7 protein-coding genes are annotated in these 13,506 nt (G+C 50.1%); 1 reads left to right on the top strand and 6 read right to left on the bottom strand.

The annotated features are described in order from the left end of the window. The first annotated feature begins 9 nt into the window (after positions 1-9). Entirely contained in the window at positions 10-2,484 is a 2,475-nt protein-coding gene (locus AAGC78_RS05310; RefSeq protein ID WP_435783006.1) for an EAL domain-containing protein, read from the top strand. Here the strand turns inward: AAGC78_RS05310 and AAGC78_RS05305 are convergent. The 6 genes from AAGC78_RS05305 to AAGC78_RS05280 form a co-directional block, all read right to left on the bottom strand. Continuing rightward, positions 2,477-3,394: a LysR family transcriptional regulator gene (locus AAGC78_RS05305; protein ID WP_435783005.1), complete on the bottom strand. Its 918-nt coding sequence runs from the start codon at positions 3,392-3,394 to the stop codon at positions 2,477-2,479. The genes AAGC78_RS05310 and AAGC78_RS05305 overlap by 8 nt on opposite strands. Before the next feature lie 178 nt (positions 3,395-3,572). After that, complete coding sequence (locus tag AAGC78_RS05300) at positions 3,573-5,612, bottom strand: TonB-dependent receptor plug domain-containing protein (RefSeq protein WP_435783004.1); 2,040 nt, start codon at positions 5,610-5,612, stop codon at positions 3,573-3,575. A 45-nt stretch (positions 5,613-5,657) separates the two neighbouring features. After that, positions 5,658-7,685, bottom strand: a complete 2,028-nt coding sequence (locus AAGC78_RS05295) for a TonB-dependent receptor plug domain-containing protein (protein WP_435783003.1) — start codon at positions 7,683-7,685, stop codon at positions 5,658-5,660. Further along, the gene (locus AAGC78_RS05290; protein WP_435783002.1) at positions 7,682-10,135 is read right to left on the bottom strand and encodes a two-component system response regulator; all 2,454 of its coding nucleotides are present in this window, start codon (positions 10,133-10,135) and stop codon (positions 7,682-7,684) included. The genes AAGC78_RS05295 and AAGC78_RS05290 overlap by 4 nt, the downstream gene beginning before the upstream one ends. Then, a complete protein-coding gene (locus tag AAGC78_RS05285) occupies positions 10,132-12,876 on the bottom strand; it encodes a response regulator (RefSeq protein ID WP_435783001.1) in 2,745 nt (914 codons plus the stop codon). Before AAGC78_RS05285 ends, AAGC78_RS05290 begins: the two co-directional genes overlap by 4 nt. Position 12,877: 1 nt before the next feature. Beyond that, the gene (locus tag AAGC78_RS05280) at positions 12,878-13,438 is read right to left on the bottom strand and encodes a YfiR family protein (RefSeq protein ID WP_435783000.1); all 561 of its coding nucleotides are present in this window, start codon (positions 13,436-13,438) and stop codon (positions 12,878-12,880) included. Positions 13,439-13,506 lie beyond the last annotated feature (68 nt).

Here is a 13,506-nt window from a genome sequence, read left to right as displayed (position 1 = left end):
GGAACAGCGATGATACACGAACAAGTATCAGAAAAATCGATCAATCTTCTCCTGGTGGAAGATGACGATGTGGATCTTGAAAAAATCCTGCGCTTACTCAAACAAACCCTGCTCAAACTTACCATTGTAGAAGCAAACTCTGCCGCACAAACGCTGACACTAATTAACCAACAACAATTTGATTGCGCCATTCTGGATTACCAACTCAAAGATGCAATGGGTTCGGAATTAATCAATAAAATCCAAAGCCATCGCAACGCACCAACACCGATCATCATGATCAGCGGCAACAGCGATGAGCGCATTATTGCCGATGTCATGCGCGATGGCGTATTCGATTATTTACCCAAGCGCCATCTGGATGCCAACCAACTTTTCACCACCGTGCAAGCAAGTTTGCAGTGGGCAGAATCGGAACGTTTATTAAAAGAAGATCGCATCCGCTTTAACCAACTCGCCGAAGGTCTGCCACAACTTGCATGGACCTGTTTGCCCGATGGGCGGTGCGATTTTTTAAATCAACGCTGGTGCAAATACACCGGCATCAGTGAGCAGGAGCAATTAAATTACGGCTGGCTTGAGCAAGTGCATCCTGAGGATCGCGAAAAACTGATGCAAGCTTGGACCCTAGCAGTTGATAGCGGCAACGAAATGCTTATCGTTGTACGCATCCGCAGCCATGAAGGTGAATACCGCTGGTTTGATACGCGGGCCATGCCCCAACGCAATGAAAAAAATGAAATTGTGCGTTGGTTAGGTAGCAATACCGACATCACCGATATTGAGCTAACCCGCCAAGCTCTGAGCAATAGCGAACAACTTTTCCATACCGCATTTGATTACGCCCCTTTGGGCATGGCAATGGTGAGCGTCAACGGGACTATACTGCAGGCAAATCCCGCATTAGGAAAATTGCTCGGATATTCTTGCGAATCCGGCAGAATTGCAGTGCCTGATTTATCTGCATTTATTTATCCCGACGATGCCAGCACCATGCAATTTCAGCTAGAGAAGTTGCGCAGCGAAAAAATAGCTTTCGCACAATATGAATTGCGCTTGCTTGCACGTGATGGTCGCGCCGTACCAGTATTAATTAGCTTGGCATTTATCAACAAAGCGATTGGCGAACCCTGCTATTTGCTGCAAATTTATGACTTATCAGAACGTAAACTTTACGAGTCGCAGCTCATCAGGCTGGCGCACTATGATCCGCTTACCGGCTTGGGAAATCGTGCGAAGTTACATGAGGGAATTGAATTCTTGATCCAAAAATCCCGCCGTAGTTCGGCGCCTTTTGCCGTGTTATTTGGCGATCTGGATCATTTTAAAAAAATAAATGATGGTTTAGGCCACGAAGCCGGTGACTTGCTCTTGAAAACAGTTGCGCGCCGCTTACAAAAAACCCTACGTGAAGAAGACAGTATTTGTCGCCTGGGTGGTGACGAATTTGTTGTTCTTTTGCAAGATGCAACCAAATTTGAAGGTGTTGTTAAAGTCGCAGAAAAATTAATTAAAAGAATCAGCAAACCGATCCGGCTTGGTGTGAACAAGGTCCATGTAGGTATGAGCTTTGGTATCGCGCTCTACCCTACTGATGGTGATGATGCCAAAACCTTATTGCGCAACGCCGACAGCGCACTCTATGAGGCAAAAGCAAAAGGTCGCGGCTGCAGCCAACTGTATCGCAAAGAGTTGACCGAATATGTACACAACCGACTGCGTTTGGACAATGACTTGCGCAAGGCAATCACCAATCACGAATTTGAGCTTTATTATCAGCCAATTATTAATTTAAAAACTAATCAGATTGCATCGGCAGAAGCTTTATTGCGCTGGCATCACCCTACACGGGGAATGGTTCCGCCGAATGACTTTATTCCTTACGCCCAAGAGAACGGCATGATCATCCCCATTGGGGATTGGGTGATAAAACAGGCCTGTGCGGATGCTGCTGAATGGAAAGAAGCTGGCTTTCCAATTAATGTTTCCATTAACGTTTCTGTCCGACAATTTGAGCAAAATAATTTATTGGATGTATTTACCAAAGCGCTCGCAAGTTCGCAACTTCCCGCGGAAAAATTAATAGTAGAAATTACCGAGCAAATGTTTTTGGAAAATACCGAAAATAATCTGGAGCAAATCAGCGCATTAAAAAATATCGGCATCCGTATTTCACTGGACGACTTTGGCGTTGGCTATTCGTCGCTCAGCTATATCGTGCGCTTTGCGCCCCATTATTTAAAAATCGACCGTTCATTTGTCAGCCGGATTGGTGAGGCAAAAGAGCACGATGAAATGGTCAATGCGATTATCGGCTTGAGTAAAATTATCCCAATGAAAATTGTCGGCGAAGGGATTGAAGAAGAGAGCCAGCGCGATTTTCTAGCCAGCCGTGGCTGCGACATGGGGCAAGGATATTTATTTTCCCGCCCCGTACCACACAATAAATTATTAGAGTTATTACGCGCTGCAAAACCTAATTAACTTGCACCACGCCCTGTAAATTTTTGAGGCAGTGGGCTTTTGCCAGCTGCAAAAACTCCTGAATAAATGGCAGCATTAATTGTTCTTCACGCACTGCAGCGTAAAGAGTCGGCCAAATACCAGACTTGCCCGCCGAGCGCACACTGATTAACCCCTGCGCCACATATTCTGCGAGAACCCAATTAGGCAGCGCGCAAACACCACGTCCACTCGCCACCAATTGCACCATCATTAAAGTTAATTCAGATGTGCGCACCGATTGAGGCTCAATACCAGCCGGCTCCAAAAATTGCTTGAATACATCCAGACGATCGCGCGCAACCGGATAAGTAATCAGTACCTGATCAGCGAGATCAGCAGGCTGTAAAAATTGTTTTTCAGATAATGCATGCTGGTTGGCGATAGCGATTTGCATTTCGTAACCAAACAGCGGCACATACTCAACCCCTTTAATCGCTTGCGGATCAGAGGTGATCACTAAATCAATATCGCCCTGTGCCAATGCCGGCAACGGCTCAAAAGTGAAACCGCCAGAAAAATCCAGCTCAATACCCGGCCATTGATTGCGGTAAATATCGATGGTGGGCATCAGCCAGTTAAAACAGCTGTGGCACTCAATCGCCATGTACAAGCGCCCCGCTTCACCGTGCACCAGTTTTTTTACATCGCGCTCGGCTTCACTGACTTTGGCAATTACTTCGTCGGCCAGCAGCAACAACCGTTTGCCCGCTTCGCTAAAACGCAAGGGGCGGCTTTTGCGGATAAATAACTCACACTCCAAACGCGACTCCAACTCTTTAAGCTGGTGGGAGAGCGCCGACTGGGTCAGAAACAGGCGCTCTGCAGCTTCGACCAAACTACCGGTCTCGCGCAGTGCAATCAGCGTTTTTAGATGACGAACTTCAAGCATGTAAACTTTTCCATGTGGGACTGATCCGCCATAATAACATTAAAAATTTTCACCTTTAATACAAAAATTATCAGTTTTATTCATATTAATGATTATTCCACTATAAGAACCTACTTCCAAATAGTGAGGATCAGATACACGCAGGGAAAGGTGCGAGCTTTTATAAAAGATGTATTAACTAAAACCGCAGTTTTACTTCCGCGCTGAATTCGCGGCCGCGGTTAGGGATACCCTCGATTTTTCCGAGGCTTTGGGCGGGAGTAGCAATCTCTTCATTGGTCAGATTCTTGATTTGCAAACCCAGTTCGTAACGCGCGTTAAATTGATATTGCCACTGGGTATTCAACATCCAGAAATCATCCAGCGTCTGTTCAGTGGTGCTGGTGATGGGTGTTTGGCGCTCATCCTGATAAAAACCGAGCAAACTCCAATTCCATTTTTCTGCCGCGTAGCCCACTTCAAACGAAGCTGTCTGCTCTGCTTCGCGGAAGGCACTATCGGGTAAATGCATGTGCGTAAAAGTAGAGCGCAGTGACCAGTGAGTAGAGATATCCTGCGACCATTCAATTTCAACACCGTGGCTTTTTTCACCGTCACCATTGCGGTAAGTGCGCGCGGCGCCGATAAAAACCGATTCAATTGGATGCTCGTAGCGATTTTGAAACAGGCCGACACTCAAGCTGGTGGATTGCCAATTTCCCATCAGGATTAAATCCCAGGTTTTGACAATTTCGTGCGTGAGGTCAGGGTTGCCGAACAGCAGTGGATTATTAATCAAACCCGTTTCAGCCAGTGTCGGCGCGCGAAAGGCCTCGCCGTAGAGCAACTTCACGCTGTAAATATCATTCAGCTGCTCCACCACCCCCAAGCGCGGGCTTAAACGGCCGGTGATATCGGGATATTCATCGTAACGGCCACCGAGTGTCAGGCGAGTTGAATCCCGCAGGTTCAACAAATATTGTGCGTAAACACCGACATTGCTGAGCGATTCTTTAGTTCCTAACGGAAATAATTTTCCTTCATCACCGTAAAAAGTAACAGGAAATTGTGCGTTGCTAAGTTGGATCAAATCAAAATTGCCGCGCGCTTTCGCATCTGTTTCTTCATGCCGCGCCCACTGCAATCCCCACTGCGCGCTGGAGCGGTCGTTGATGGCCCAATCATTCGCAAAGGTAAAACGCCAGCTATCACCCGCTTGGGTGGCATCCCCCCAAAAAGGTTCTGCACTGCTAGGGCGACTGACCGGTCGCAATGCACCGGGGCCGGTGACGAACAAATTAAAATCGTAACTGAATTGCTGATAACTCAAGGTCACTTGGGATTTGGTATTGGGAATCCATTCAAAACCCTGATCAATTGAAATATGCACAAACTCACGCTCACTGGCGTTGTATCCGTTGGCGATATTATCGGACTGATAAAAATCGTTGCTTTTAGCGCGGTTGTACGAAAAATCGATGCGAGTTTTATCGCCCTTTAACGAAAGGTCAGCAGCAACTTGCTCGCGCGGATCACTGGTTTGTGTAGGTTGGCCATTGAAGGTATCGGTAACTGAAAATTGCTCGCCGTTATCTTTGTAAGCATGAGCGAAAATATCCGCTTGCCAATCACCGATTGATTGACTCCAAAATCCTTCGACTTGCCGACGATCTTGCGAACCGGATGCCAGTGCGAGGGACTTTTGCTGTTTGCGTGTGACTATATTGATAACGCCCGTAAATGCAGAGCTGCCGTAAAGCGCAGAACCCGGGCCGCGAATAACTTCCAGCCGTTCAATGCGCGAAAGTGGATAAAGCGGCAGAGTAATATCCGGGCTGCCAGCACGCGGATCATTTACGACTTTGCCATCGATCAGCAACAACACTTCCAGCGATTGCTGGGCGGTGCGTCTGCCCCGTGCGCTGTAGGTGTAAGCGAGGCCCGAGCTGGCGTTGCGATCGAATTGGAAACCGGGCACCAGATTGAGTAATTCGTAGAGATAATCCATCCCCAAGCGATCAATGTGCTCGCGGGTAAATACTGATACAGCGGCGGGAACGGTTTTGAGGGTTTCTTCGGTCAGGGTTGAGCCAGTAACAGGCACATTGAGTAATTGTTCGAGGCTTAATTCGAGATATGCAAGGTCATCTGCTCGACTCCCAACGGAGAGCAGGCTCAATAGCGTGACACCGAAGCACAGGGTTCGGCGCTGACGCAGGTGACGTGTGTTCCTGACCATAGCTAAATCCCTCTGTTACTAAAGACTAGTCGACGATACCGGATGCTACCAGCGCCAATCGACTCCCAAACTCAATTCCCGACCGCGATTGGGAATGCCTGCTGCGATAGTGTTGCCTTGGGTCGGTGTGAAATAGGTTTCATCGAACAGGTTTTTCGCTTGCAGGCTAATCCCCCACTCCGGGCTTAACTGATAACCCAGTTTGCTATTAACCAACCAAACACTTTCCAGAGTATTTCGCGTTGTCCCCGGCGCGAGGGTTTCGCGCTCATTCTGATAAATCGCCGTGATATTCCAGTTCCATTGCTGCTGTTTGTAGTTGAGCATCAAGGTCGACTTTTCATCTGACTCGCGCAACGCAGAATCGGGCAACTTGGTGTACTGCGTATAAGTGATGCGTGCAATCCAGGCATCGCTCAATTGTCTGCTCGCTTCCAAACTGATTCCGCTGTTTTCTTCGCCATCGCTATTGATGTAAGTGCGTGTAGATCCCAGCAAACCTGCAATAATCGGCTGATCGTAACGGCTGTAAAAGCCGTTGATACTAAAACTACTGCGCTGCCAATTCCCCATCCAAATTAAATCCCAGGTTTTGACTAACTCATGTTTTAAATCAGGATTGCCCACTACCCGCGTGTTGTTGATCAAACCGGTTTCGCTCAGCGTCGGCGCGCGAAATGCTTCGCCGTATAACAATTTAAGCGTGTGGTTCTCCGTCAATTGCTGGACTATGCCCAAACGCGGACTCAAATGATCGGCAATGCCCTGATAATCGTCATAACGCAATCCAAACGTCAGGTTGGTTCCCGTCTCCAGTTGATGCAAATACTGGCCATAAACGCCCATGGACTTTTGCGCTTCTTCACGGCCAATAGCGACCCGCTGTAAATCATCGCCGTAATAGCGGATCGGAAAATCCCGCGCGACATATTGGGCGAGATCGTAATTGGTGTAAACCTTCGCGTAGATCTCTTCATCCTCACGCACTTCTATCCCGAATTGGCTGCTCGCGTGATCACTGATAGTCCAATCATTTGCGAGTGCCAGCCGGTAAGTCTCGCCTTTCACTTGCGCGCGAACCAGAAAAGGTTCATCGCTGGGCGGTTGGCTTTGCGCCTGCAATAACCGATAGTCCGCCACTTCTGTGTGTATGCGCTGATAGCCATGGCTGTACGCAAACGTGAGCGTTGATTTCACTTCCGGCAACACATTAAAACCTTGCTCCACACTCAATTGGGTAAAGCCTTGGCCATTGTTGTTGAAATCGTTTCGCACTCGCTCCAGCGAATAAAAATCATCCGAGTCGGAATGGTTATCGGTGATGCGCAATTGCGTGCGTTGGTATCGAATGCCCACATCCAGATTGGTACTTTGCGCTGCATCGCCACTGGGCGTCAGTTGGGTAGAGTACAGATCGTGTAATCCGTAATCCTGTCCAGCGTCTTTTTGGGCATGGGCATAGAGCGAAGTTTCCCAATAGCCACTTTCCTGCCCCCACAATAAATCCACACTGCGCCGCTGATCAGAACCAAGCGTCAGCTTCACTTCTTTTGCGCGTTTGCGAGTGATGATATTGATTACGCCGGTAAATGCACTTGAACCATAAAGCGCTGAACCCGGGCCGCGAATGACTTCAACCCGCTCGATTTGCGCCACAGGGAAAAACGGGATAACTGCATCGCTACTGCCGGTGCGCGGATTGGAAAAAAGTCGACCATCGACCAGCACTAAAATTTCGCGTGCTTGCGAGCTGTTGCGTCGACCGCGTGCGCTGTAGGTGTAATTGACCGCGTTATCGCCAACACGACTGACTTGATAGGCAGGAACCAGATTGAGTAATTCGTAAAGATAATCCACCCCCAAAACAGCGATCTGCTCGTGGGTAAATACCGTCACTGCCGAGGGAACTGTTTTTAATGCTTCATCGCGCAAGGTTGATCCGGTGATGCTGACTTGCAGCAATTGCTCCAAATCCATTTCCAAAAAATCGGCTGCGGTTGCATTTACGCAAAACGAACCCAACAAAAAACCGGTTAACAATACACACGCAGTCTTGCTACAGCCTTGCATCATTCAGTCGCCAACCATTGTTTCAACCAAACCTCAAACTGCGCCGGCGGTAGCGGTTTGGAAAAGTGGTAGCCCTGCATCAAACGACAACCCTGGCTTGCCAGCAACGCGGACTCTTCGGCCGTTTCAACACCTTCTGCAATCGTCTCCATCCCGAGCGAATCAGCCAAGCGAATAATGGAAGTCACAATCGCGAGTGATGCACTGTCGGATTGCATATCGCGCACAAAAGATTGATCGATCTTGAGAATATTGGCGGGCAAACGGCGTAAATAATTGAGACAGGAAAAACCGGTGCCGAAGTCGTCGATAGCAATGCGGTAGCCCAAATCGCGGAACGCCTGCAACACTTGAATAGATACTTCCATGTCGCTCATCAACATGGATTCGGTCAATTCCAATTCGAGTGAACTGGGTTTGGTGCCCGCCTCGGCAACCAAACTTTGTACTTCGGCGAGGAATCCCGCTTGATGGAATTGCAACGCAGAAATATTTACGCTGATTACCAGATCCGCAAATCCGGCTTGTTGCCAGGCATTGACTTGCCGCGCGGCCTCCGCAATTACCCATGAACCGAGTGGGATAATCAAACCGATTTCTTCCGCCAGCGGAATAAAATGATTGGGCGGCACCAACCCGCGCTCCGGATGACGCCAGCGCACCAAAGCTTCTGCACCATACAATTGTTTACTGCCCGCAATAATTTGCGGCTGGTAATGCAACTCAAACTGACCGTGTTCAAGCGCTGAACGCAGATCGTATTCCAGTTTTAAACGATCGAGCGTGCGCGCGTTTAACACCGGCGTGTAGAACTGGTAATTGTTGCGCCCTTTTTCTTTCGCGAGATACATAGCCGCATCGGCATTTTTAATCAGCGTGCTGGGCGTATCGCCGTCATCAGGATAAACTGCGATACCGATACTCGGACTCAAATGCAGCGGCATGTCCTCAAGAATATACGGCAGCAATAATTCCTCGCGCAATTTAATCGCGACTTCTGCGAGGCTGCGCTCATCGCGTACACGCGGCAAGAGCACCACAAATTCATCGCCACCCAAACGCGCGACTGTATCGTCGGTGCGGATTGCTGCACTTAAGCGCGCGGCGGTTTGGCGCAAAATCTGATCGCCCGCCGCATGGCCGAGTGAGTCGTTAATATTTTTAAAACGGTCAAGATCGATAAACAACAATCCGACTTTTTCATTGCGGCGCTTCGCGGTGTTGATCGCCATTTCCAAACGATCATTCAGCAGAGCGCGGTTGGGCAACTCAGTGAGGCTGTCGTGATGGGCGAGAAAATCGATGCGCTCACGGGATTTTTTGCGCTCGGAAATATCACTGAAAATGGCGATGTAATTTTCCGGCTGTCCATCGCTATTTAACACCTGGCTGATGGAATACCAGGTCGGGAATTTCTCCCCGTTTTTGCGTTTGTTAACTAATTCGCCTTGCCAGTAACCACGCTCTTTTAACACGGAAACCAGATTGCGGAAAAAACTGTGTGAATGCAGTTGGGTGCCAACGTTAATCGTATCCACACCCAAGACTTCTTCTTCGCTAAAGCCCATGATTTTTTCATAGGTTTTATTCACGAGGATAATTTTCAAATTGGCATCAGTAACCAGAATACCTTCGTTGCTGCCTTCAAATACTTTTGCCCATAACCGCAACTCTGCTTCCTGTTGTTTGCGCTGGGTAATATCGCGGATCACCATCACCACTTCGTTCTGCTCGCGCAGAATGACGCGGGTCTCCCAGGTGCGCGCTTTTTTCTGGGTTTGCGACCAATCGAACTCAACCAATTGCTCGCCTTTACCGGCAAACACGCGGCGAATGTGCGGTGCTAATATGCGATAAACCGGCCCCGGTAAATGGCCTTCTCCGGTTGCCGGATCATAGACCACCCACTCTTCCATATCGTTAACGTATGCACCGACTTGCATATCGATCACATGACCATCGCGATCAATGCGCATAATGATGTCGGGAATACCGGCGAGTAATGCGCGGGTTTTTCCTTCGCTCACACTTACATCGTTGAACGCCTGATTCGCGCGCAAAATAAATTGAATGCGATATGGCAGCGTGCCCCAACTGACAGGTTTGGTAATAAAATCCGTTGCGCCGGATTCATAGGCTTGATGGATAGAATTGACATCATCCAGCCCCGTCACCATGGCGATAGGTAAATCGCGGCCGCGTGGATGCGCTAAAAATTCACGGCACAAACTGAAACCATCGCCATCAGGCAAAAGCACATCGAGCAGAATGAGATCCGGTTTTTGCTCTTCAAAACGCGCGCGTGCACTGGCGCAATCAGCGGCTTCAATTACACGATAACCGGCGCGCTCAAGTGTAATGCTGGTCGTGAGACGCGCAGCTTCATCGTCCTCAACTACTAACACCAGAATGTCGGCACCGGGAGCAATCCCCATAGGTTTCAATTCTTTCACGCGCGCTGCTCCCCTCGCTCCAGTTCAGCCAGACCCTGTAGCGATAAGCCGTAAAGTGTTTGGATACTTTGCATGTGTTGCTCGGCCTGCCCCATGTCACCTTGACGCGCACGGGCTTCGCATTCGCGACAAGCCGTGGCCAGTTCAACTAAACCGAGATTGGCCGCACTGTTTTTAAAATTGTGCGCAGTTTTATACAGCAGATCGGCATCCTGATTAGCGACTGCCGTTTGCAATTGCGCGATCAACGCCGGGCTGCTGCTGCGAAATAATTCGATAATGCGCGGCAATAAACCTTCACGCAGTTCGCGCAATTGCCGGATTACTTGCATATCAATTTCCACTGGCGAATCCAGTAATGGATTTTGCGCGGCGGCGGCCGGTCTTCCAGGCCAAGTGACAGAAGAGGTTCCTGCACCTGCAGTTGTAGATGCTGTAGCCACTTGCCGCTCCGGTAGCCAACGCGCTAGCAATTCATGCAATTGGTCTTGTGAAAAAGGCTTGCTGAGATAATCGTCCATTCCACGCGCAAGGCAATGCTCACGGTCGCCGCTGATTGCGTTGGCGGTAAGTGCAACAATCGGAATTGCAGGCAAATTCAGTTCAGCTTCGCGCGCGCGGATACTTTCCGTCGCTTCAAAACCATCCATGATCGGCATTTGGCAATCCATCAACACCAAATCAAAACTTTCCAGCTGCAGCAAATCAAACGCTTCACGGCCGTTGTTGGCGATCTTCATGCTCAGCCCCATGCGCTGCAACATTGCGCATGCAACTTCTTGATTGACCGGATTGTCTTCGGCGAGCAACACGCGCCCCATTAACGAGGCCTTGCCATTGACGCTATTGGTAATGGAATCGATGCTGTGGAATTTGCGCGTTAAATCGCCGGCAATCACTTGCGCGATCAAATTGTGTAACTCCGATTGGCGCACCGGTTTTAGCAGCAGGGGTGCGCGCTCTGCAATTTCCGGGCGCGCTGCCATACCTGCTGAACTCAGCACGATAATCGCCAAGTTATTGAAACTGACATCAGCCGCAACCGCATCAAGCAGCTGCCCGCCATCCATATCCGGCATGCACCAGTCAGTGAGCATCAAGCCAAAAGGTGTGCCTGCTTGGGCGTGTTGATGTAAGAGCGCAAGTGCTTCAGTTGCGGATGCCGCCATCACCGGCGCCATGCCCCAGGATTGCAGCCAGTATTCGAGAATTTCGCGATTGGTTGGATTGTCATCTACCACCAGCGTATGCAATTGACCGAAGCCGCTGACCAATTGGAAATCACGCGGATCATTTACCAGCGGAAGCTGTAGGCGGAAGCTGAAATAGCTGCCCTTGTCCGCTTCGCTGTGCAGATGAATTTCACTGCCCATCATTTGCACCAGACGCTGGGAAATGGTCAACCCCAAGCCGGTGCCGCCGTACTTGCGCGCCATGGAGGAATCCGCTTGGGTAAATGATTGGAACAAACGCGCTTGCTGTTCGGGGCTGATGCCGATACCGGTATCGCGCACACCAAATTCCAACTCCACAACTCCATCCCGCTCGGCGATGAACTGGACATCAATAGTCACTTCACCTGCCTCGGTAAATTTGATCGCATTGCTGAGCAAATTGGTGATGACCTGCCCCAAACGCGCCGAATCCCCGACTACCGAAAGTGGCGGCAAAGGTGTTTTACACAGCAGTTCGAGGTTTTTCCCCTGGGCGATAGGCGCATAGCGCTCGGCGATATCTTCCACCAGCAAATTTAACTGGAAGGGACGGCTTTCCAGTTCCAGCTTGCCCGCTTCGATTTTGGAGAAGTCGAGAATATCGTTAATGATGAGCAACAGATCTTCACTGGAGCGACGTGCAACGCGCGCAAAACGCCGCTGTTTGACATCCAGATCTGTATCCATCAATAGGCCTGTCATACCCATAATGCCGTTCAATGGAGTGCGGATTTCATGGCTCATCACCGCGAGGAAATCACTCTTGGCTTTGTTGGCCGCATCAGCTTGCTCACGTGCGGTTTGCAACTCGATGGTACGTGCAAGAACGCGCTGCTCCAGTTGCTCCTGATGGAGACGCAGCTCGGTATCCTGAACCTCAATCCGGTCGAGCATGGTGTTAAAACGACGGGTCAGCGCCGCCACTTCATCCCGCGTAGTGAGCGCAGGTGCACGCACCTGGTATTCACCTTCCTCACCCACTTTTTGCGCAACGTCACTCAGAACACCCAAGGGGCGCAAGACCGACGAAATCAGCGCCCAGGTCAGTAATCCGCACACCAACAGCGCCACCATGGCGATGATCAAAACCCAAATCACTTGCCCATAAAACTGGTCGCGCAAGGGGTCGAGCGTAACATCCAGCTCCAATTGGCCCAGATGCTCGCCTTCCCAAAACACTTTGGCGATAATTTTCCGGGTATCACCTACGACGGGGTGATCCTGATAAACGTGATACTCGGCCAGTTGTTGTTTGTCGTTGAGCATCAACCGCGCCGCCAATACTTTTGGCTCCACGCGCAATGCGGTAAGGGTTTTCTGCGCAGCATCGTTGTCGTTAAACATACTCGGCGCCGCAAGGTTAAGCGCGGTCGCTTCGGCGAGGATTTGCAACTGGCTATTCACTTGATTGCGGATGTAGTTGTACTGCTGCCAAGTGCTCGCCAAGGCCGCACCCAATACCGCCACACTGGTGAGCAACATAGCCAACAAGCTGATTTTTCGGGCGAGAGTCCAGGTTCTGCGCATATCAGCTCCCCTTAACCGGGCGTTTTTTCGCCAGTTTGAGTAGCTGACTGCTGACCTTCACTCCGGCTTGCTGCACCGCAGGGTCATTGATCACGAATTCGATGCGATTATCCTGGGTGCGCATCAAAGCGATGCCGACCCGCCCATCGTTCACATCGGCTTCATCCATCACCAGCAACACACCGGCTGGAAAAGGTTGCGGCAGGGGTATGTCTGCACCAGTCGCGGGTACATAAAGGAGTTGGCAGGAATTTACCTTGGACGCTACATCTTCGACCGTATCGATATACACCACGTGGATGCGCCGGTATTGGTAGGGCTTATCGTCCAATTGCTCCAACGACTGGCGTGCGACATCACGCGCACCCAAGGCGCACAGGGAGAATCTGTCTCCCTTTAATTCCGGCCACTCGATAAATTTGAGGAAGTTGTACACAAACGCCACGCGTAAACCTGCTTCCGATGCCTGGGCCGATGCCACCAAGCAATGCGCACCAAGGATTAAACCCAATCCCCAACGCAACATTAACTGGCCAGCTAACCCCACACGCCTTACAACCAAAAGCACCTCCCCGATGCATGCCCCAAGCGTTCAATAACGCCAACCAACCGCGACAACCGCAGCTGGCC

Origin of the sequence: Cellvibrio sp. (genome assembly GCF_039207905.1) — a bacterium.
Taxonomy (GTDB): domain Bacteria; phylum Pseudomonadota; class Gammaproteobacteria; order Pseudomonadales; family Cellvibrionaceae; genus Cellvibrio.
This window is presented reverse-complemented; position numbering and strand designations above follow the sequence as displayed.

What these genes read in the sequence shown, in the direction of transcription:
- AAGC78_RS05310 (WP_435783006.1), top strand. Translation starts at nt 10, where the DNA reads ATGATACACGAACAAGTATCAGAAAAATCGATCAATCTTCTCCTGGTG.
- AAGC78_RS05305 (WP_435783005.1), bottom strand. Translation starts at nt 3,394, where the DNA reads ATGCTTGAAGTTCGTCATCTAAAAACGCTGATTGCACTGCGCGAGACC.
- AAGC78_RS05300 (WP_435783004.1), bottom strand. Translation starts at nt 5,612, where the DNA reads ATGGTCAGGAACACACGTCACCTGCGTCAGCGCCGAACCCTGTGCTTC.
- AAGC78_RS05295 (WP_435783003.1), bottom strand. Translation starts at nt 7,685, where the DNA reads ATGATGCAAGGCTGTAGCAAGACTGCGTGTGTATTGTTAACCGGTTTT.
- AAGC78_RS05285 (WP_435783001.1), bottom strand. Translation starts at nt 12,876, where the DNA reads ATGCGCAGAACCTGGACTCTCGCCCGAAAAATCAGCTTGTTGGCTATG.